Below are 18,938 nucleotides of genomic sequence, written 5' to 3'. Positions count from 1 at the left end.
CAGGGTCCGACGGTAGACCTATCAGCCGACACGCGGAATCAGGCGCGCCGACCGCTACCAACCCGTTACCCGACCTCGTCGGCCGGTATCGCCCCTGCTCAGAAGCCATTTCCGCCGGTAAATCGGGCCGGCCGCTTCTCGCGGTGCGCCGCCAGCCCTTCCTGCACGTCGGGGCCGCTGAAGCTGAGGAATTCCAGGCCGAGCGAGGTCTCGAAGGTGGGCGCGAACATGCGGTACCAGGAGTTGAGGCTGTGCTTTGTCCACCGGATGGCGCTCTGCGCGCCGCGGGCCAGATCCTCGGCGATCCGCGTCGCCGTGGAGAGCACCTCATCGTCGTCGACGCAGGTGGACACCAGGCCGATGCGCTCGGCTTCCTCGCCGAGCAGCGTCTCGCAGGTGAGCAGGTAGTACTTGGCTTTGGCCATGCCGACCAGCAGCGGCCAGCAGATCGCGGCGTGGTCGCCCGCGGCCACGCCAAGCTTGGTGTGCCCGTCGATGAGTTTCGCGGTGCGGCCCGCCACCGAGACGTCGGCGAGCAGGGCCACCACCAGGCCCGCGCCGACGGCCGGGCCCCGGATCGCCGAGACCACGGGCTTGTCGAAGTTGACCATGTTGAGCACCAGATCGCGGGCCTCCCGCATGATGCGCATCCGGCCCTCGTAGTCGCCGATGGTTTCGGCGATCAGGTCGAAGCTGCCGCCGGAGGAGAATGCCTTGCCCTCGCCGCGGACCAGCACGACGCGCACGTCGGGGTCGCGGGCGATCGCCGGCCAGATGTCGGCGAGGTCCCGGTGCATCTGCGGCCCGACCGAATTGAGGCCGGGGGCGTCGAGAACCAGCGTCAGGATGCCGTTGTCCCCGACCTCGCAGCGCAGGCTGGGGAACTCGTCGTAATTCACGGGCGGGTGGCTGACTGGCACGGTCGTCGATATTACGCAGCAGCACCCTCGTGGCAGCATTGAGGACAATGAGTACTCGCCGCGACCTCCCCGAGTCGCCGTATCTGGCCGCCGTCACCGGTGGCAAACCCGGCCGGATCCCGGTGTGGTTCATGCGGCAGGCGGGTCGTTCGCTGCCCGAATACCGGGCGCTGCGGGCCCAGACCGACATGTTGTCGGCCTGCTTCGACGCCGACCTGGTCTGCGAGATCACCCTGCAGCCGGTGCGCCGGCACGACGTCGACGCGGCGATATTGTTCTCCGACATCGTGGTGCCGCTGCTCGGCGCGGGCGTCGACCTGGACATCGTCGCGGGTGTCGGGCCGGTGATCGCGTCGCCCGTGCGCACCGCGGCCGACGTCGATGCGATGAAACCCCTTGACCGGCAACGGATTCAGCCGGTGTGCGACGCGGTGACGCTGCTGGTGGCCGCGCTCGGCAGCGTCCCGCTGATCGGGTTCGCGGGCGCGCCGTTCACCCTGGCGTCCTATCTGATCGAGGGCGGCCCCAGCCGCCACCACGCCCGCACCAAGGCGATGATGCTGGCCGAACCGGACAGCTGGCATGCGCTGATGGAAAAGCTGACCGACATCACCGTGGGCTTCCTGCGGGCGCAGCTGGAGGCCGGCGTGGACGCCATACAGGTGTTCGACTCGTGGGCGGGCGCGCTGTCGCTCGCCGACTACCGCACCTACGTGCAACCGCACAGCGCCCGGGTTTTCGGCGCGCTGGCCGAGTACGGCGTGCCGATGACGCACTTCGGGGTCGGCACCGCCGAACTGCTGGGGGCCATGTCCACCGTCTTGAAACCAGCCACAGCCACGGTGGTGGGCGTGGACTGGCGAACCTCGCTCACCGACGCGGCCGCCCGGGTCGCGGCGGGTACCGCGCTGCAGGGCAACCTCGATCCGGTGGTGCTGCTGGCGGGATGGCCCGCCGTCGAACGCGCCGCCCGGGCCGTGGTCGACGATGGGCGCCGCGCCGTCGACGCGGGCGTGACCGGTCACGTCTTCAACCTCGGCCACGGTGTGCTGCCCGAGACCGACCCCGGTGTGCTGACCGATCTGGTGTCACTGGTCCACTCGCTATGACGCCTTCGTATTGTGTTGTCGGAGGCGGTATTTCGGGCCTGACGGCGGCATATCGGCTGCGCGCGGCGGTGGGCGACGACGCGGCCATCACCGTGTTCGATCCCGGCGACCGGCTGGGCGGGATCTTGCGCACCGAGCGGGTCGGCGGGCAGACCATGGACCTGGGTGCCGAGGCGTTCATCCTGCGCCGGCCCGAGATGCCCGCGCTCCTGGCCGAGCTGGGCCTGTCGGGGCGCCAACTGGTGTCGACCGGCGCCCGGCCGTTGATCTACAGCCAGCAGACGCTGCACCCGTTGCCCACCGGCACGGTGATCGGGATTCCGTCGTCGGCCGCCTCCGTGGCGGGGTTGGTCGACGAGGCGACCGTGGCGGGCATCGAAGCGGAACCCGGCCGCCCGCTGGACTGGCGACCCGGCAGCGATCCCTCGACGGCCGAACTGGTGGGTGAGCGGTTCGGCGAGCAGGTGGTGGCGCGGTCGGTGGATCCGCTGCTGAGCGGGGTGTACGCCGGTTCGGCGGCCACGATCGGGCTGCGCGCGGCGGCCCCCGGCGTCGCGGCGGCCTTGGACCGCGGGGCCACCAGCCTGACGGACGCTGTCCGCCAGGCGCTGCCGCCGGCGACCGGCGCACCCGTGTTCGGGGCGCTGGACGGCGGGTACCAGGTGCTGCTCGACGCGCTCGTCGAGCGCGGCCGGCCGCACCGGGTCCGGGCCGCGGTGAAACGGCTCGAACCGTCCGCACCGGGGTGGTCGCTGCTGGATGACACCGGCGCCCGATGGCACGCCGACGCGGTGATCCTGGCCGTCCCGGCCCCGCGGGTGGCGCGCCTGGTCGCCGACGTCGCCCCGAGCAGCGCCGCCGCCGCCGGCCGGATCACCAGCGCGTCGTCGGTGGTGGTCGCGCTCGCGGTGCCGGGCGACACGCCGTTCCCGCAGTGTTCCGGCGTGCTGGTGGCCACCGGAGAGCCGTTGCGGAGCAAGGCGATTACGCTCTCGTCGCGTAAATGGGGCGCCCGCGGGGACACCCAGCTGCTCAGGCTGTCGTTCGGTCGTTGCGGCGACGACGTGGCTGTCAGCGTCTCGGACGACGAACTGCTGGGCTGGGCGCTGAGCGACCTGGTCGACGTGTTCGACCTGGCCGTCGACCCGGTCGATGCCCGCGTGCAGCGCTGGATCGAGGCCATGCCGCAGTACGGGCCCGGCCACGCCGAACTGGCGGCCGAGATCCGCGCGGGCCTGCCGCCGACGCTCGCCGTGGCCGGCAGCTACCTCGACGGCATCGGCGTGCCCGCATGCATCGGGGCGGCCGGCCGCGCGATCGAGGCCCTCGATGTGGAAGTGGCACGATAGGTTCCATGGCCAAGCTCGACTACGAAACCCTCAACGCGACGATCCGCTACCTGATGTTCTCGGTCTTCTCCGTGCGGCCGGGCGAGCTCGGAGAAGACCGCGATGCCGTCATCGATGACGCGTCGCGGTTTTTCAAGCAGCAGGAGGAGCGCGGCGTCGTGGTGCGCGGCCTCTACGACGTGGCGGGCCTGCGGGCCGACGCCGACTTCATGATCTGGACCCACGCCGAAACCATCGAGGCGCTGCAGGCCACCTACGCCGACTTCCGGCGCACCACCGCGCTGGGGCGGGCCTGTTCGCCGGTGTGGAGCAGCGTGGCGCTGCACCGGCCGGCCGAGTTCAACAAGAGTCACATCCCGGCGTTCTTGGCCGGCGAGGAGCCCGGCAACTACATCTGCGTGTATCCGTTCGTGCGGTCCTACGAGTGGTACCTATTACCCGACGAGGAGCGACGCCGCATGCTCGCCGAACACGGCATGGCCGCCCGCGAGTACAAGGACGTCCGCGCCAACACGGTGCCGGCGTTCGCGCTCGGTGACTACGAATGGATCCTGGCCTTCGAGGCCCCCGAACTGCACCGCATCGTCGACTTGATGCGCGAGCTGCGCGCCACCGACGCCCGCCGGCACACCCGCGAGGAGACGCCGTTCTTCACCGGCCCGCGCGTGCCGGTCGAGCAGTTGGTGAACGCGCTGCCATGAGCCACCCCGACGTCACCGACCCGGCCCGTTTCGAGGAGATGTACCGCGATGAGCGGACGTCCCACGGACTGCCGGCCGCCACGCCGTGGGACATCGGCGGCCCGCAGCCGGTGGTTCAGCGACTGGTCGCCCTGGGCGCGATCAAAGGTGAGGTGCTCGACCCGGGCACCGGGCCGGGCCACCACGCGATCTACTACGCGTCGAAGGGGTATGCGGCCACCGGCATCGACGGGTCGGAAGCCGCGCTGGAGCGGGCCCGCGAAAACGCCCGCAGGGCAGGGGTTTCGGTCAACTTCGAGCTGGCCGACGCCACCAAGCTCGAGGGCATGGAAGGCCGTTTCGACACCGTCGTCGACTGCGCCTTCTACCACACCTTCAGCACCGATCCCGAGCTACAGAGGTCCTACGTGCAAGCGCTGCACCGAGCCACCAAGCCCGGTGCGCGGCTGTACATGTTCGAGTTCGGCGAGCACAACGTCAACGGATTCAAGATGCTGCGGACGTTGTCCGATAAGGCTTTTCGCGACGTGCTTCCCCTCGGCGGCTGGGAGATCACCTACCTCGGCCCGACGACCTACCTGGTCAACATGAGCGTCGAGCAGATCGAGATGATGGCCGCGCGCAATCCCGACGTGGCCGATCAGGTCGAGGAACTGCTGGAACAGTTCCGCTTGATGGAACCGTGGCTGGTGCACGGCCGGGTGCACGCCCCGTTCTGGGAAGTGCACGCCACCCGGGTGGACTGAGTTCGCGCCGTCTCGCGCGGCCCCTTGCGGCCGCTCCCGCGACACATAAACGTCGCCAAGAAAGCCGGGCCGGAAAGCCGACTACGCCCCCTTAGGCACCAGGCGCAGCGAGATGGAATTGATGCAGTAGCGCTGATCGGTCGGTGTCGGGTAGCCCTCGCCGGCGAAGACGTGGCCCAGGTGGCTGTGGCAGTTCGCGCACAGCACCTCTGTGCGCGTCGTGCCCATCGAGTGGTCGGGCCGCAGGATCACCGCATCGGAGTTCGTCGGGTCGAAGAACGACGGCCAGCCGCAGTGCGACTCGAACTTCTCTGTGCTGCGGAACAATTCGGCCCCGCAGGCGCGGCACTGGTAGACGCCTTCGGTCTTGGTGTCGGTGTACTCACCGGTGAAGGGCCGCTCGGTGCCGGCCTGGCGCAACACGTGAAACTCTTCGGGCGTGAGCTTCTGGCGCCACTCGGCATCGGTCAGCTGCAGCTTCGGATTCATGCATCCACGCTAGCGCGCTGGCGCCCGGGCGTCAGCCACGCCGGATCGATGCCCTCGTCCAGCCGGTTCTCGGCCTTCGCGTCCAGATACCGGAACAACAGCACGGTGAACACCACGATGAGCAGCAGCGACCAGCCGTAGGTGATCTTCAGGTAGTGCAACGCGCGGCCGTATCTCATCCACCGGTAGATCAGCCAGTCGTCCAGCGCCAAGAAGCCGTAGATACCGAGCCACGCCGGCCAGTTGCGGATCAGCGAGTTGGGCAACACCACGGTCATCAGGAACGGGAACAGCATCATCGAGTAGTAGCCCTGGGCCAGCGACAGCACCAGCCACGACCACAGCAACAGCACGCCCGACGAGCTGGTGAACCAGAACAGTGGGTCGCGGGTGCGGTAGTAGCGATACAGCAGCCACATCGCGCCGATCGCCAGCACGGTGAACAGAAGCCGCAGGAACACGATCAGCCAGGTGGGCAGGCCGAAGTAGACGCCGTTGCCCTCGATCGAGCTGTTGAAGTAGTCACGCGTGCCCAGGATGTAGGGCACCGTCTTGGTGACGAAGTCCATGGGATCGCTGACCAGAGGCCACGCGGCCAGGTTGACGACGACGGGCACCACGATCGCGGGAACCAGCGCCCGCCACTGGCGGTTCAGCAGCGGCAGCAAGAGCAACGGCCCGAGCAGCGGTTTGAGCGTCAGCGTCAGCCCGATCGCGATGCCGGCCCACCACTGATGGCTGACCCGGCCGTCGAGCAGCCAGCGCAGGAACAGTATCTCCGCCAGCAGCACGCAGCCGTTGATGTTGGTGAACACCAGAGTGCTGGTGACGCTTTCCGTGCAGAACATGGCCAGCAGCAGGGCGGGCGCGGCCACCGAGGACAGGGTGAATTTGAACATCCGCAGCAGCAGGTACCAGGCCAGCAGGATCGCGACGGTGTTGATCAGAACGAACAGATACCGCGACGGCGTGAATGACAGATACCCGAACGGCGCCATGAGCAGCGTGCCGCCGGGCGGGTACAGGTAGTGCGGGTCGACGTAGTCGAAGTGCTCGTTGTAGATGTCCCAGCCGCGCCGGAAGTTCAGCACCGCCCGGTAGACCGGCTTGAAGTCGTCGGTGATGTTGCCGTTGAGGGTGAGGATGATGCTGCGGTGCAGCACCGACATAATCGCCAGGGGCCACAACGCCGACCGCACGATGGTCGCCGCGCTCGGGGGGCCGCTGCGGGGACGAAAGGCGGCCAGGATCCAATCGCGGGAGCCGGCTCGGCTCGATTCAGCTGCCGTCACCAGCGCACCGTACACCGGCGCGCGGCCGGAAAATCAGGCGGGACAGTACGTGTCGGTGCCGGGCAGTTTGCCGCTGTTGACGTAGCCGATCAGCGGGGGGACCGCGCAGCTCGAGTAGATGCTGGCGCCGTGTCCGATGCCCTGCCACATCACCCGCTTGCTGGCCGCGTTGGCGTTGATGACGGTGGCCGCCGTCGCCGCGACCCCTTCGGTGCCGACGATCGGGTCGTTCTGCACGCCCAGCAATAGGACGTCGACCTTCAACGATTTCGGCGGCGCCGGCGGCGAGCCGGTGGGCCAGTGCACACACTTGACCATGTTGAGCGCCGCGACGGTGCCGAACTGCGGATACAGCTTGGCCCACGCCACGACCAGTTCGCGCACGCGGTCCGGGGTCGGGCGGTTGACGGCGTCGCTGCAGGTGTTGACGAACTGGCCGTCGGAGTCCTCGGTGGCGTCGGCGTGGTTGATCAGGTTGGTCAGCTGATTGGTGTCGCCGGACCGTGCGGATGCCAGAGCGTTGGCCAGGCTGGTGGTGGCGTTGACGCGGCCGCCCGAGGGAAAGCCGAGCGCGACAGTGATGGCGCTCGCCAGCTGGGCCACCGACGCCCCGGCGGGCCCCTTGCCGGCGCGGGCGTCCGCCAGCATCCCGCTGACGGCGCCCTTGGGGTCGGAACCCAGCGCGCAGTTCACGGCGAGGCACTGGGCGGCGAACGCATCGAGCGCGGCCTGCTGGCCCTTGACCTGTTGCTCGGCGGCGGCTTCGGCGCTGGCGCCCAACGCAACTGGCGAGTCGAGTATCAGCCGGGCGACCTTGTCGGGTCGCGCCGCGGCGTAGGCCAGCGCCACCTGCGCGCCATTGCCGATCCCGACAAGCGCGAGCGCCGGCACGTCCCACAGCGACCGCAGTCGCTCGATGTCCGAGGCGGCGTGGGCGTTGTCGTAGGCGGACGCACCCGGCGCGATGGCGTCGGTGCAGCTGGTGGTGGCGTTGTTCGCGACGTCCGACAGGTTGGCGACGGGGTCGTCGCCGGTCTGGAACTGCGCCTGATCGCGCATGATTTGCCGGTCGGAGGTGTCCCGGCAGTCGATCGGGTTCGACATGCCCATGCCGCGACGGTCGACGGCGACGATCGGGTGGGTCTGCAGCACGTCGGCGCCGCCCCGGGACAGCCAGACCGGCAACTGCGCCGAAGACGGCAAGTCCGAGCCTGTGGTGAAGACCAGTGGGCCCGCGTCGCGCGGCGTCTGGTTCGAGCGGGCGCGGACCACGCCGACGCTCACGGTGCCGGTTCCGCCGCCATTCGGGTCCAGGTCGGCGTCGTAGTTCGCGCAATCCAGCTGGACCCCGGCCGCGGGCGGCACCGCGGCGTCGCCGAACACCCGCGACGTGCAGTCGTGCCACGGCAGGTCGTTCTTGGGGGCGGCGAGCGGCGGCGGGCCGCTGGGGGGCGGCTTGGCGGTGGCCGCACCCTGGGGTTTGGCGCCGGAGTTGGTGGCGAAGCGCGGGTCGGCGGCCAGGCCCGGGACGCAGCCGGCCACCACGGTGGTCGCCGCAATCAAGATCGTGGCGAACGTGATCTGCCGACTCATGTCGACCACAGTAGCTAGGCCTTGACGTAGCGGGTGTACAGGTAACCGGCGTCGTCGGTCAAAACGTGGGCACAGCGCATCCGGGTGAGCAGCTGGCTGGGGCCCGTCGCGATCCGCCGGGCCAGCCCGCCGACGATGTAGGGCGCGATGGTCAGGCAGAGCTCGTCGAGCATGTCGCGCTGGATCAACGAATCGAGCAGCATCGGCCCGCCCTCGGTCAGGACGCGGCGCATCCCGCGAGCGCCGAGGATCGCCAGCATGACGGCCTCGTCGACCTCGCCCGGGTCGCTCCCGGAGCAGTCGATCACTTCGCACAGGTCGGTGAGCAGCCGGCGCGCCGGGGCTGCGGCCGCCGCGCAGGTGAGGACCAGCGGCGGCACCTCGGTCCTGGTGAACACCGCCATGTCGCGGTCGAGGCGACCCGACTTGGTGACGATCGCCAGTGGCGGGACCTCGCTTTGCCCGCGGGCCTGCCGCTGCTGGCGCTGGGCGACGCTCAGCTGCACGCCGGAATAGCCCTCGACCCGCACGGTGCCCGCGCCGACCACGATGACGTCGGCGAGCTCACGCAGCAGGTTGAAGACGAATCGGTCGCCGGGACCGCCCATCGTTCCGCTGCTGCCGCCGGAGGTGGCCCCACCGTCCACGCTGGTGATGAAATTGGCCCGCACCCATGTCCCGTCGTGTTCGGGGTAGCCGTAGAGCCGGGGGAGTTCACCGTCGTCGACTTCGCGTATCGATCCGAGCAGCGACAGTGGCGTCTCGGGAAGGGACATGAGGTCGATTGCAGCACGCCGTTACAGTTCTGGCATGCACGGGTCCCCGTCCACGCGAGTGGCGCACCTGGCGGATCGGCATCCGACCGTCTCACCCGAGCGGTTGATCGCTCAATTGAGGCCGCCCCCAACGTTCGCCGACGTGAGCTTCGAGACGTACCAGCCCGATCCGTCCGAGCCGACGCAGGCCGCCGCCGTCGTGGCATGCCGGGACTTCTGCCGGCAGGCCGTGGAACGACGGGCGGGCCGACGAAAAATGTTGGGCCGACGGGCGGTTCTGCCCGGTGTGGGGTTGTACCTGGACGGCGGCTTCGGCGTGGGCAAGACCCACCTGCTCGCGTCCGCCTACTACGAGCTGCCCGGCGACGGGCCGGAGTCGTCAAATCCCAAGGCCTTCGCAACTTTTGGGGAACTAACGCAGTTGGCCGGGGTGTTCGGTTTCGCCGAATGCGTCGACCTGCTGGCCGACTACACCGCGGTGTGCATCGACGAGTTCGAGCTGGACGATCCCGGCAACACCACGCTGATCTCGCGGCTGCTCTCGTCACTGGTCGAGCGGGGGGTGTCCGTGGCGGCCACCTCCAATACGCTGCCCGAGCAGCTCGGCCAGGGCCGATTCGCCGCTCAGGACTTCCTGCGGGAAATCAACACGCTGGCAAGCATTTTCACTACCGTGCAGATCGAGGGTCCCGACTACCGGCACCGCGGCTTGCCGCCGGCGCCGCAGCCGCTGCCGGACGAAGAGGTGGCCGAGCGCGCCGCACGGGTCGACGGCGCGACGCTCGATGATTTCGACGCGTTGTGCGCGCACCTGGCCACCATGCACCCGTCGCGGTATCTGACCCTCATCGAGGGAGTGACCGCCGTGTTTCTGACGGGCGTGCACGGCATCGAAGACCAGAACGTCGCGCTGCGGCTGGTGGCGCTGACCGACCGGCTCTATGACGCCGGCGTGCCGGTGGTGGCCTCGGGCGCGAAGCTGGACACCATCTTCAGCGAGGAGATGCTGGCCGGCGGGTACCGAAAGAAGTATCTGCGGGCCATGTCTCGACTCCTGGCGCTGACGGCCGGCGTCAACGAAGCACGTGGGTCATGACGAAGTCGTCCTCGCGCCCGGCGCCGACCTGAAAAGTCCGCGTGCCGCTGACCGTGAAGCCGCTCTTGGCGTAGAACCGCTGCGCGCGTTGGTTTGCCTGATTGACGCCCAGCCACACGCGGCGCGCGCCCCATTCGCGGGCCGTGGCCAGCGCGAGATCCATCAGCGCGGTCGCGACCCCGCTGCCGTGGTGCTCGGGCGCAACGTAGATCTTGGACAGCTCGGCGGCGTCACCGTCGCGAATCAGCATGGCGTAACCGACGATTCGGTCGTCGTCCGCCGCGGTCAGAACCGCGCGTTGCGGATCGGCCAGGTATTCGGCGAAGCGGTCTGGCGACAGGTTGGCCTCGACGAATGCTGCGATGTTCGCCGGCGCCATCGATGCGGGGCAGGCTAACGGGAATGTGCGCGCGGCAATGTCGGCAAGCTGTTGAACGTCAACCGAGTTCGTTGTTACGACGCGTGTCAGAGGTTCCACTGTGCGAGGTGGTAGCCCGTCTTCTTGTCCAGCAACACCACGGTGGAGACGGGATCACGGTAGGCGTCCCAATACACCTCGCCGCGCACGATCGCTCCATTCGGCGCGTTGGTGAGCACGTTGTCGAGGGCGTCGGGCGCATCGGTGGCTCGTGGCTTGTAGGCGTCGGCGAACGGGGTTACGCCGTCGAAGCTGAAGTTGGTGGCCATGATGAACGGATTGGGTACCCGGACCGCGCGGACGACCACGTCGGCACGCTCGACGGTGCTGCCCGGGAAGCCCTTATAGGTGCCTTCGCGCGTGTAGCCGAATCCGGGGGGTGGGTCGCAGGGTGACACGCCGGTGACGGTGACGTCGGCAACGTAGGTGCCGGTGTCCACCCGCAGCGTGTCCCCGATGTGGCCGATCGGGGCATCACCGGCCCAGGCGCGGGGAGCGGGAAGTCCCGCGACGGCGGTGGCGCTCGCCGCGGCGACGAGGAACGCACACAGGACGAACAGCCAGCGGTGCATCTTCGCCTCCTAGCACCCTTGGAAGGGGACCATCGAATGATCGCACACGCGGTGAGGCGGCCGGGAGGGGTCAGACCACACCCGATCCGCCGTCCGCGCGGTCGGTCTTGCCGCCGCCGAGCGATTCCAGCGCCTTGATCAAATCGGCCTCCACACGGGCCTTGTCGACACCGCATCGGCCCAGCGGTCCCTCGTCGGAGGAGGCTTCCTCCAACTCGAGCAGGGCCAGCAGCAGATGCTCAGTCCCAATGTAGTTGTGGCCCAAACGAAGTGCTTCCCGGAAGGTCAGCTCGAGGGCTTTGCGCGCCGGGCCGCTGAACGGGATGAGGTCGGGAGTCCCGCTGCTGGGCGGGGGCAGCTCGACCGCGGCGCGCAGCGCTTCGGTGTCGACCTTTTGCAGGTGCAGCAACACCGTGGCCAGCGCGGCCGGATCGTCGAGGAGGCCGAGGAGCAGGTGCTCGGGGGTGATCTCGTTGTTGGCCGCCTGGTGAGCGGCGTTCTGGGCCGCCACCACGGCGCCGCGCGCCCGCGGGGTGAAGCGGCCGAAGCCCTGTTCGGGGTCCAGGGTGGCCGGCTCGGCGCGCGGCACGAACCGCTTCTGGGCGGCCTGTTTGGTGACGCCCATGCTCTTGCCGATGTCGGTCCACGACGCCCCGGATCGGCGGGCCTGATCGACGAAATGCCCGATGAGGTGGTCGGCGACCTCGCCCAGGTGCTCGGCGGCCAGCACGGCGTCGGCCAGTTGATCCAGCGCGTCGGTGTGGACCGATTTGATGGCGCCGATCAGCTCGTCGAGGCGGACGGGGTAGGCGATGCGGGTCGGGTCGGGCATGCCGTCAACGGTAGGTTGACGAAGTGCGGCTGTCAACCAAAGGTTGACGATTGTTAAAAATTGTTTCGCCAGCGGCGAACCGCCCGCGCGTCTGGGACGATTTCGAATTTATGAAGCTTGTTCTGACGATTTCCAGTGTTGCGGCCGTGATTGGCTTGGCCGTTCCCGCGCACGCCGACGACACCGACGACGCGTTCCTTGCGTCGCTGAATTCGGCCGGCTTCACCTATAACGACCCGGCGCAGGTGATCCAGGCCGCCCACTACGTGTGCTCGGCGGCAGGCAGCGGCACGGCGATGGCGGATATCGCGAAGGCGATGACCTCCAAGGCAGCCGCACTGACCGAGGAAAAAGCGGAGAAATTCACCGCGATCGCGGCGAGCGCCTACTGTCCGGACGCGATCTCGTCGACCACTACGACGACCGCGACCGGCAGCTCCTGAGCGACCGATCCGCGCTACGAGATGCGGGCCGGCCGCAGCTCTGGAACGATCTGTGAGCCGTGAGGCTACTTCTGATTTCGCTCGGTATTGCGGCCGCGATCGGCCTGGCCGGTCCCGCGCGCGCCGACAGCAGCGACGACGCATTCCTCGCCACGGTGCACGCGGCGGGCCTGTCCTATTCGGACCCGGATCAGGCGATTACGTCCGGCAGGTCGGTCTGCAAGTTGGTGAGTGAGGGCTCGCAGCTTTCGGACGTCGTCCGGATGATTCAGATGCTCAATCGTGGGCTTCAGGGGGACGACGCCACCCGGTTCGCGGCAATCGCCGCCAACTCGTATTGTCCCCAAGCGCTTTCGGCACCCACCGCCGCCTCTTAGGGGTGGACCCGGTGGCGAATGTGATGCGCTTTTTACATATCCGCCCGCTAACGGCGAGTGAACGAAACCTGTAATCAACAATTCGCCCATACCATTTCGGCGACGGACAGCGGCCGTAGTCGAAAGGAAGCAGGGGTTGGACTTCCTTCAGCAGCAGTTGGTCGAACCCCTTAGCAACATCCTCAATACGCACGTCTTGATCTATTTGCTGATCGGTGGCGGCATCTATTTCACGGTGCGCACCCGATTCATTCAGATCCGCTACTTCGGGCGCATGCTTCGCCAGCTCCGCCGAGCGCGCCACCACGACGACGGCGGGATCTCGTCGTTCCAGGCGTTCTGTGTGGGTCTCGCGTCGCGGGTGGGCACCGGAAATATCGCCGGCGTCGCGATCGCGCTGACCGTCGGCGGGCCCGGTGCTGTCTTCTGGATGTGGGTGGTGGCAGCGGTCGGCATGGCCACGGCGGTGATCGAAGCCACCCTGGCCCAGATCTTCAAAGTCCGCTCGGACGACGGCGCCTTCCGTGGCGGTCCCGCGTTCTACATCCAACGCGGGCTGCGGTCACGCGCGGGCGGCGTCGTGTTCGCCATGCTGTTGGTGGTCACCTTCTCCACCGCGTTCAACATGGTGGAGACCAACGCGATCAGCGGGGTCTTGCAATCGTCGCACGGCATCGGGGTCGGTTGGACGACAGTCGTTTTGGCGGTGCTGGCGGCGCCCGTGCTTTTCGGTGGCGTGCGACGGGTCGCCCAGTTCGCGGGATCCGTGCTTCCGGTGGTGGCCCTGGTGTACACGCTGCTCGCGCTGGGAATTGTGGCCGTCAACATCACCGAACTGCCGATGGTGATCAAGGAGATCATCGGCGGCGCATTCGGAATCCGGCAAATGTCAGGCGGTTTCGCGGGCGGTGCGCTCGCCGCGATGTTCACCGGCGTCAAGCGCGGCCTGTTCGCCTGTGAGGCGGGGATGGGCAGTTCGCCCAATATCGCCGGCGCCGCAACCGTGGCACATCCGGTGGAGCAGGGGCTGATTCAGTCGCTCGCCGTGTTCGTCGACACGATGGTGATCTGCACGGCGACGGCATTCATCGTGCTGCTGTCGGGCCCTGAAACCTACAACCCGGCCCGCCTGGGATCGATTGCCGGTGCGAGCCTGACGGAGTCGGCGGTCGCCGCCGATCTCGGTTCGTGGACCACGGTGTTGATGACGGCGGTGGTGTTCGTCTTCGCGTTCGCCTCGGTGCTGAGCAATTACGTGGTCGCCGAGGCCAATCTGTTCTACCTGGGCGGCCGGCGCCTGGCGGCCAACGTGCTGAAGGTGGTCACGCTGCTGTCCATCATCTTCGGGGCCCTGGCCAAGCTCACGTTGGTGTGGGCGCTTGCCGATCTGACCATGGCGGTGATGGCCATCGCGAACCTGCTCACCATCTGCCTGCTGGGGAAGTGGGCGTTCGCGGCGCTCAGGGATTACCACCGGCAGTTCGTGCAAGGCGTCGCGCCGGTTTTCATTGCCAGCCAGGCAGGCCTGCCCGGCGTCCTCGACGGCGACATCTGGGAACCCGCGGAGCGCCGGCAGGTCGGAGCGCTGCCCGATGCGTTGACGCTGCGCCGCCCCGCCCTGCGCTTCTCCCGCGCGCCCGCGGCGTAGCCGCGGGGCCGGGGGAGAGTTCACCCGCCGTTTGCCCGGCGAGGTGCTATTCCCCAACAGGTCTGCGACAATCGCTGCGTTATGCGATTTCTACTGGTGCTGACGAGCGTCGCCGCAATCGGCCTGGCCGCGCCCGCGTATGCCGACATCGACAACGATCAGGACTTCCTCAAAGACCTGCGCGACGCCGGCATCACCTACCAGGACGGCGGCAACGCGGTCACCATCGCCAAGTCGGTGTGTGACCTGCTCGACGACGGACAGTCGTCCGCGGAGGTCGTGACGCAACTCCGCAACCAGAATCCGGCTTTCCAGGGTGCCAGCGCGGCCAAGTTCACGTACCTGGCTTCTGCCCATTACTGCCCGAAGTACATAACCGGCGAGGACCGTGGCCCCAAGCCCGAGGGGCAACCCGGCAACTGAGCGTCGGCGTCTAGACCGCGCCCAAACGAGAAGGCGCACGCGGCGCGGGTGGACACCGAGTTGGACAACGCGGAAAGAGCCGAGATCCAAAGCGTCGCACCGTCGGGGCTGTGGTGGGAAAACGACCCACAGCTGCGGGAGCGATTCCGCCGGGGCTGAGCGCGCGCTTTAGGCGGCCCGCGCGGTCCAGGTGAAGTTGTGCATCTCGGGGATCTTCGGCGCCAGGGCGGCGGCAACCAGACGGCCGGTCTGATCGGCCGCGGCCAGGGGAGTCTCGGGAGAGAGGAAGCCTTCCACCTCGACGCGCAATGTCCGGCCGGTCCACCGGGCCCGGGCGTGCGCGTGCGTGACGCCCGGCACCGTGGCGGCGACGGCCTCGGCGGTCGTGATGATGTCGGGGTCCACGCCGTCGAGCAGGCGGTGAGCGATGTCGGCAGTCACCTCCCAGCCGACGTGGCAGATGAATCCGGTGACGACGATCCCGGCAATCGCGTCGGCCCAGGCCCAGCCGAGCGCCACCCCGATCAGCCCCAGCATCGCCCCAGCCGACGACAACGCGTCCAGCCAGGAGTGCTTGGCGTCGGCCACCATGGTCGCCGAGCGAATCCGCTTGCCCACCACCAACTTGTAGCGGGCCACCAGCTGATTGCCCGCGATTCCCACGATGGCCGCGGCAATGCCCCAGCCCACGTATTGGGTGCCGCCGTGCCGGAGCAGCTTGTTGATGCTCTCGTAGGCGGCGACGGCGGCGCTGCCCCAAATGACCAGGGCCACACCGATTCCAGCGAGGTCTTCGGCGCGTTCGTAGCCGTAGGGGTAGCGCTCGGTGGGGACTTTGCGCGACGCCCGAAAGCCGACGAACACCAGGATGCTGGTGGAGACGTCCGACAGGTTGTGTAGCGCGTCGCCGAGCAATGCCACCGAGCCGGACAGCAGCGCGATGGCCAATTCGATGAGACCGGTCAGCGCCAGGCCGACGGCGCTGACGGCGACAGCCCGGTTGGCCTGCCGGCGCTCGGCCGCATCGTCGGTGACGGTGTCGAGGGGAAAACTTGCCGCGGGGTCACGGACGCCGTTGACGATGTGCATAGTGCAAGCATGCCCGATCGAGGGCCGGCGCCGCACCCGTGGCATCGTGGCTGGTCCACACGCGCCGATCCTGACGCGCGGCAATCACTTGTCTTGATCGATGCGGGGGGCCTGTTCCCGCGGTGAGCGATTGCGCCTCGGCAGCAGCATGAGCATCACCGGGAACCGCAGCCGCGCGTCGCGGTGGGAGATTTCGAGGAACACGGTCTCTATCTCGAGGTTTCGTATCGGTTGTCGTTCCATCATCAACCGCGTCCGCAGATAGTGCGGGGTCCTCAGCCACTCCACCAAATTCATGCCCGCGACTGTACTCCTCTGGCGAAAGCCGTTGCAGCGCAGAGTTGTTGAGCGTGCATGACCCCAAGTAGTGCACGTCGTCGCGCATTCAGCTGGGCGGTAGGTAGGGGTACTTGGTCCCGTTGACTTTGGATCGCGTCACCGCCGATTGTCAGGAATTCTCCAGGTCTTTAACAGGACCGCGCGACTAAAATTCATAACGTGAACGCGCAGGCCGAAGGCTAGCGACAGTCGCCTTGGTGGATCCCCATTCACCGGAACCGCGATGAGGAAGTCGGCAGCGATATTTATGGCCGTTGGGGCATTAATGCTCAGCGGGGCCACCGCTCACGCTGACAAGCCCCCACCGGGTCCCACGCCGCCGCCCGGCACGCCCAAATGCCTGACGTTCGATGGCCCCCAGCTGAACTGGCTGCCCTGTGGGTGGACCACCGATGGCCGGCGATGGACGCCGCCGCCACCGCCGCCCGCTCCCTGACTGGTGGCCCGCTAACCCGGGGACCCCGGCGATAGGTTCTCGCAAATCCGACTATTCAGCTTCCCATAAGCTGCATTTTCCCTGCATTTCCTATTCTTCGTATTCCTCCCGCATGGGAGCCGGCCCTGGCGGCATCGTCGCCGGCGTGAGAAAGGAACAGGATCCATGCAGCTTCCTCGTTGGTCGGCACGACTCGTCGCCCCCGTCATGGCGTTCGCGGCTCTGTTCGCGAGCGCCGCGATTGCCGTCGCGGATCCCGCCGATGACGCCTACCTCGCCCAACTGCGCGCCGCGGGATTTAGTTGGCCGCCTGACCACGACGCCGCTCTGACCGGGATGGGGCGCCTCATCTGCGACGATATCGGGTGGGGCTGGACGTACGACCAGATCGCTCAAAATGTGCACGCCGACCTGGATCCGAGGAACGTGACGCTGGGAGACGTCCAATCCATGGTGAGCATCGCGCATTCGACCTACTGCCCGCTTCAGCGGTGCTGGGCGGAGCACTGCTGAGCTTCGCAGAGCCGGGGTGGGACCAGACTCCTTGCGGAGGCACCGGCTGGGTGAAACGCGAAATCGCTTGTCAAGGGGCTGGGTTCACGCCGCGCGCCGCCAACGCCATGTTCGCGGAAGGAAACTCGCGGGGCTGATCGTCAGTTGGCAGGCCGCTCGTGCGAAGAAGGGCAGTGCGAATGGCGACCGTTGGCGCCCAAGTTTATCTTTCCTAGGTTCCTTCGGTCCTAACGGGCCGGCGGCATTGCTGATGGCCGCGAGTTTTCCTTAAGGAATTGCGGCTGGAGTTCTTACTGTCATTCCAAACACATAACGTTTGCCGCTGGTGTAGCGTCCCGATCAATTTCATAGGGACGTGGCAGAAAGACCGGGCAATGAAAGCAGCAATCGCGGCCACAACGGCAGCCGTTTTTGCGTTAGGTCTGCCCACTGCCGCGCCGGCTCACGCGGATACGACTGCGACCGTCAAAGCACAGACCACCAACCGGATGAACAGCCCCAACTTGAAGGCGGGCCAAGAAGGCGTTTACAACGCCGGCCAAGTCCTCACTCTCGTGTGCCATGCCGCGGGCGACCCGGTGAAGGGCTTCTTCAGCTACCAGATTGCCAATGGGGGCTGGGACAGCCTCTGGTACAAGACAACTGACGGCCATTACGTCGCCGATGTCGACATCGACACACGCACGCTCGATGCCCTCGGTCCGGACTGCGGCGGGGGCGGGGGAACGCCCGCTTCAGCGGCCGGTGAAGACAAGGCCGCCAATGCTCTGGCGTGGGCTCGCGACCAAATGGCCGCTGACCCCAATAACACGGTCCAGTGCGAGGCATTTGTCGAGCAGGCCTACAACCATGCGTTCAGATATCCGTCGGCGATGGATGCTTTCAACGACTTCAACCGTAAAGGGCAGATCCACACCAACGCCGACAACATTCCGGAAGGGGCCCTCGTTTTTACGAGCAATCCCGGATTCGATCACGGCACCGGCCACGTCATGCTCAGCGAGGGCAGCGGCCAGTACCTCACCGCCAACTACTTCACTCCGCCGCACATTCGGGAAATAAGGCCAAGCCCCAACGACTCGCAAAACATCTTTCTCGGTTGGGCGTATGCCCCGTAGTTGCTGAGGTCGAGGCGCACCGGCTTTTAGACTCCTCGGGGCCAAGACCAGTTCCGGGGACGCCGCGGGCTGTGGTACTTACGACCACATGAACAATCCTTCGCCGGGCCCGGGCTGGTGGCTGGCCTCCGACGGCAAGTGGTATCCGCAGCAGTGGGAATACACGTGGGATTACCGGGAGGGGGACACCGCCATGGACGAGATGAAGCTGAGGGCGGACGAGCTGGGGCGGCTGGGGTGGGAGATGGTCGGACTCGACGCCGACCACCGCGGAGCCTTCTCTGTCGCATGCTTCTTCAAGCGGCCGATCGCACCGTAGGCCCGACGCACTAGATCGATTCGGGCCCACACGAGTGAGGCGTTGCCGGCACAAGTGGGTAAACAACCCAGTAACGCGGCGGGACGCGTCGGTTTGCGATCAGGTCACTAGTCGGAAGGCGGCAGCAAATGGTTCGTCAAGAGGGCGGCCGGTGGGACGTCGGCATCAAAGACAACGCGGTTTACGTGCAGCGCGTCTCGGAGGGCGACGAGCGATTATTCGACGACTCGCTGGACTCTGATGAGGCCCGCAAACTTGCGGAGCTCTTGACGAAATTCGCCGACAAGCTCGACCGCTCCGACAAGTCCGAGGATTCCGACGAGGACAAGGACTCGAAGGA

At 67.3% G+C, this 18,938-nt stretch carries 23 protein-coding genes; 13 read left to right on the top strand and 10 right to left on the bottom strand.

The window, feature by feature from the left end; genetic code table 11:
- Positions 1–98: 98 nt before the first annotated feature.
- Complete coding sequence (locus A5781_RS00155; protein ID WP_067199238.1) at positions 99–920, bottom strand: enoyl-CoA hydratase/isomerase family protein; 822 nt, start codon at positions 918–920, stop codon at positions 99–101.
- A 47-nt stretch (positions 921–967) separates the two neighbouring features.
- On the opposite strand from A5781_RS00155, the gene hemE reads away from it, so the two are divergent.
- From hemE to A5781_RS00135, 4 genes are read left to right on the top strand one after another with little or no spacing between them, the layout of a single operon-like run.
- The gene (hemE, locus tag A5781_RS00150; protein ID WP_067199235.1) at positions 968–2,029 is read left to right on the top strand and encodes a uroporphyrinogen decarboxylase; all 1,062 of its coding nucleotides are present in this window, start codon (positions 968–970) and stop codon (positions 2,027–2,029) included.
- Complete coding sequence (locus A5781_RS00145) at positions 2,026–3,378, top strand: protoporphyrinogen oxidase (RefSeq protein WP_067199232.1); 1,353 nt, start codon at positions 2,026–2,028, stop codon at positions 3,376–3,378. Before hemE ends, A5781_RS00145 begins: the two co-directional genes overlap by 4 nt.
- Positions 3,379–3,383: 5 nt before the next feature.
- Positions 3,384–4,079, top strand: a complete 696-nt coding sequence (gene hemQ, locus A5781_RS00140; RefSeq protein ID WP_067199229.1) for a hydrogen peroxide-dependent heme synthase — start codon at positions 3,384–3,386, stop codon at positions 4,077–4,079.
- Positions 4,076–4,825: a class I SAM-dependent methyltransferase gene (locus A5781_RS00135; protein ID WP_067199226.1), complete on the top strand. Its 750-nt coding sequence runs from the start codon at positions 4,076–4,078 to the stop codon at positions 4,823–4,825. The genes hemQ and A5781_RS00135 overlap by 4 nt, the downstream gene beginning before the upstream one ends.
- 81 nt (positions 4,826–4,906) lie before the next feature.
- Here A5781_RS00135 and msrB read toward each other — a convergent pair whose 3' ends face one another.
- From msrB to A5781_RS00115, 4 genes are read right to left on the bottom strand one after another with little or no spacing between them, the layout of a single operon-like run.
- Positions 4,907–5,314 (bottom strand): peptide-methionine (R)-S-oxide reductase MsrB, encoded by a 408-nt coding sequence (msrB, locus tag A5781_RS00130; protein WP_067199223.1) that lies wholly within the window; start codon positions 5,312–5,314, stop codon positions 4,907–4,909.
- Entirely contained in the window at positions 5,311–6,621 is a 1,311-nt protein-coding gene (gene aftC, locus A5781_RS00125; RefSeq protein WP_067199219.1) for an arabinofuranan 3-O-arabinosyltransferase, read from the bottom strand. The genes msrB and aftC overlap by 4 nt, the downstream gene beginning before the upstream one ends.
- Before the next feature lie 18 nt (positions 6,622–6,639).
- Complete coding sequence (locus A5781_RS00120; RefSeq protein ID WP_067199216.1) at positions 6,640–8,199, bottom strand: alpha/beta fold hydrolase; 1,560 nt, start codon at positions 8,197–8,199, stop codon at positions 6,640–6,642.
- A 14-nt stretch (positions 8,200–8,213) separates the two neighbouring features.
- Positions 8,214–8,975, bottom strand: a complete 762-nt coding sequence (locus A5781_RS00115) for a pyrimidine reductase family protein (RefSeq protein ID WP_067199213.1) — start codon at positions 8,973–8,975, stop codon at positions 8,214–8,216.
- Between A5781_RS00115 and zapE the strand changes: the two genes are divergently transcribed.
- Complete coding sequence (zapE, locus tag A5781_RS00110; RefSeq protein ID WP_156624262.1) at positions 8,974–10,071, top strand: cell division protein ZapE; 1,098 nt, start codon at positions 8,974–8,976, stop codon at positions 10,069–10,071. The genes A5781_RS00115 and zapE overlap by 2 nt on opposite strands.
- Here zapE and A5781_RS00105 read toward each other — a convergent pair.
- From A5781_RS00105 to A5781_RS00095, 3 genes are all read right to left on the bottom strand, one after another.
- Entirely contained in the window at positions 10,049–10,549 is a 501-nt protein-coding gene (locus tag A5781_RS00105) for a GNAT family N-acetyltransferase (RefSeq protein WP_067199206.1), read from the bottom strand. The genes zapE and A5781_RS00105 overlap by 23 nt on opposite strands.
- Positions 10,537–11,061 carry a hypothetical protein gene (locus A5781_RS00100; protein ID WP_067199203.1) on the bottom strand — a complete coding sequence of 175 codons (525 nt, stop codon included), beginning with the start codon at positions 11,059–11,061 and terminating at the stop codon, positions 10,537–10,539. The genes A5781_RS00105 and A5781_RS00100 overlap by 13 nt, the downstream gene beginning before the upstream one ends.
- A gap of 70 nt (positions 11,062–11,131) precedes the next feature.
- Entirely contained in the window at positions 11,132–11,893 is a 762-nt protein-coding gene (locus A5781_RS00095) for a Clp protease N-terminal domain-containing protein (RefSeq protein WP_067199200.1), read from the bottom strand.
- Positions 11,894–11,943: 50 nt separating this feature from the next.
- Here A5781_RS00095 and A5781_RS00090 point away from each other — a divergent pair, with 50 nt between their 5' ends.
- The 4 genes from A5781_RS00090 (at position 11,944) to A5781_RS00075 (ending at position 14,784) form a co-directional block, all read left to right on the top strand.
- Positions 11,944–12,336, top strand: a complete 393-nt coding sequence (locus A5781_RS00090) for a DUF732 domain-containing protein (protein ID WP_231990554.1) — start codon at positions 11,944–11,946, stop codon at positions 12,334–12,336.
- A gap of 59 nt (positions 12,337–12,395) precedes the next feature.
- Positions 12,396–12,713: a DUF732 domain-containing protein gene (locus A5781_RS00085; protein ID WP_067199193.1), complete on the top strand. Its 318-nt coding sequence runs from the start codon at positions 12,396–12,398 to the stop codon at positions 12,711–12,713.
- 136 nt (positions 12,714–12,849) lie between these two features.
- Complete coding sequence (locus tag A5781_RS00080; protein ID WP_067199190.1) at positions 12,850–14,361, top strand: sodium:alanine symporter family protein; 1,512 nt, start codon at positions 12,850–12,852, stop codon at positions 14,359–14,361.
- Positions 14,362–14,442: 81 nt separating this feature from the next.
- Positions 14,443–14,784, top strand: coding sequence for a DUF732 domain-containing protein (locus A5781_RS00075; protein WP_067199180.1), 342 nt, complete (start codon positions 14,443–14,445; stop codon positions 14,782–14,784).
- A gap of 168 nt (positions 14,785–14,952) precedes the next feature.
- Here the strand turns inward: A5781_RS00075 and A5781_RS00070 are convergent, their stop codons facing one another.
- On the bottom strand, positions 14,953–15,873 hold the full coding sequence (locus A5781_RS00070) for a cation diffusion facilitator family transporter (RefSeq protein WP_067199176.1): 921 nt from the start codon (positions 15,871–15,873) through the stop codon (positions 14,953–14,955).
- Positions 15,874–15,957: 84 nt separating this feature from the next.
- The gene (locus A5781_RS00065) at positions 15,958–16,170 is read right to left on the bottom strand and encodes a hypothetical protein (RefSeq protein WP_067199174.1); all 213 of its coding nucleotides are present in this window, start codon (positions 16,168–16,170) and stop codon (positions 15,958–15,960) included.
- A gap of 685 nt (positions 16,171–16,855) precedes the next feature.
- On the opposite strand from A5781_RS00065, the gene A5781_RS00060 reads away from it, so the two are divergent.
- The 4 genes from A5781_RS00060 to A5781_RS00045 form a co-directional block, all read left to right on the top strand.
- The gene (locus tag A5781_RS00060; protein ID WP_082939149.1) at positions 16,856–17,161 is read left to right on the top strand and encodes a DUF732 domain-containing protein; all 306 of its coding nucleotides are present in this window, start codon (positions 16,856–16,858) and stop codon (positions 17,159–17,161) included.
- A 374-nt stretch (positions 17,162–17,535) separates the two neighbouring features.
- Complete coding sequence (locus A5781_RS00055) at positions 17,536–18,279, top strand: hypothetical protein (RefSeq protein WP_156624260.1); 744 nt, start codon at positions 17,536–17,538, stop codon at positions 18,277–18,279.
- Positions 18,280–18,367: 88 nt separating this feature from the next.
- On the top strand, positions 18,368–18,598 hold the full coding sequence (locus A5781_RS00050; RefSeq protein ID WP_067199165.1) for a hypothetical protein: 231 nt from the start codon (positions 18,368–18,370) through the stop codon (positions 18,596–18,598).
- Positions 18,599–18,726: 128 nt separating this feature from the next.
- A partial coding sequence (locus A5781_RS00045; RefSeq protein ID WP_067199162.1) for a hypothetical protein occupies positions 18,727–18,938 on the top strand: 212 nt, incomplete at its 3' end.

This window comes from Mycobacterium sp. 852002-30065_SCH5024008 (assembly GCF_001665645.1).
GTDB classification, from domain to species: Bacteria; Actinomycetota; Actinomycetes; order Mycobacteriales; family Mycobacteriaceae; genus Mycobacterium; species Mycobacterium paraffinicum.
The sequence above is the reverse complement of the archived record's forward strand: the minus strand, read 5'-3'. Positions and strand labels throughout refer to the sequence as shown.

Excerpts from the sequence above, each read along its gene's own strand:
- hemE (WP_067199235.1), top strand. The coding sequence starts at position 968 with ATGAGTACTCGCCGCGACCTCCCCGAGTCGCCGTATCTGGCCGCCGTC.
- A5781_RS00145 (WP_067199232.1), top strand. The coding sequence starts at position 2,026 with ATGACGCCTTCGTATTGTGTTGTCGGAGGCGGTATTTCGGGCCTGACG.
- hemQ (WP_067199229.1), top strand. The coding sequence starts at position 3,384 with ATGGCCAAGCTCGACTACGAAACCCTCAACGCGACGATCCGCTACCTG.
- A5781_RS00135 (WP_067199226.1), top strand. The coding sequence starts at position 4,076 with ATGAGCCACCCCGACGTCACCGACCCGGCCCGTTTCGAGGAGATGTAC.
- msrB (WP_067199223.1), bottom strand. The coding sequence starts at position 5,314 with ATGAATCCGAAGCTGCAGCTGACCGATGCCGAGTGGCGCCAGAAGCTC.
- A5781_RS00120 (WP_067199216.1), bottom strand. The coding sequence starts at position 8,199 with ATGAGTCGGCAGATCACGTTCGCCACGATCTTGATTGCGGCGACCACC.
- zapE (WP_156624262.1), top strand. The coding sequence starts at position 8,974 with ATGAGGTCGATTGCAGCACGCCGTTACAGTTCTGGCATGCACGGGTCC.
- A5781_RS00115 (WP_067199213.1), bottom strand. The coding sequence starts at position 8,975 with ATGTCCCTTCCCGAGACGCCACTGTCGCTGCTCGGATCGATACGCGAA.
- A5781_RS00100 (WP_067199203.1), bottom strand. The coding sequence starts at position 11,061 with ATGCACCGCTGGCTGTTCGTCCTGTGTGCGTTCCTCGTCGCCGCGGCG.
- A5781_RS00095 (WP_067199200.1), bottom strand. The coding sequence starts at position 11,893 with ATGCCCGACCCGACCCGCATCGCCTACCCCGTCCGCCTCGACGAGCTG.
- A5781_RS00075 (WP_067199180.1), top strand. The coding sequence starts at position 14,443 with ATGCGATTTCTACTGGTGCTGACGAGCGTCGCCGCAATCGGCCTGGCC.
- A5781_RS00070 (WP_067199176.1), bottom strand. The coding sequence starts at position 15,873 with ATGCACATCGTCAACGGCGTCCGTGACCCCGCGGCAAGTTTTCCCCTC.
- A5781_RS00065 (WP_067199174.1), bottom strand. The coding sequence starts at position 16,170 with ATGAATTTGGTGGAGTGGCTGAGGACCCCGCACTATCTGCGGACGCGG.
- A5781_RS00060 (WP_082939149.1), top strand. The coding sequence starts at position 16,856 with ATGGCGTTCGCGGCTCTGTTCGCGAGCGCCGCGATTGCCGTCGCGGAT.
- A5781_RS00055 (WP_156624260.1), top strand. The coding sequence starts at position 17,536 with ATGAAAGCAGCAATCGCGGCCACAACGGCAGCCGTTTTTGCGTTAGGT.
- A5781_RS00050 (WP_067199165.1), top strand. The coding sequence starts at position 18,368 with ATGAACAATCCTTCGCCGGGCCCGGGCTGGTGGCTGGCCTCCGACGGC.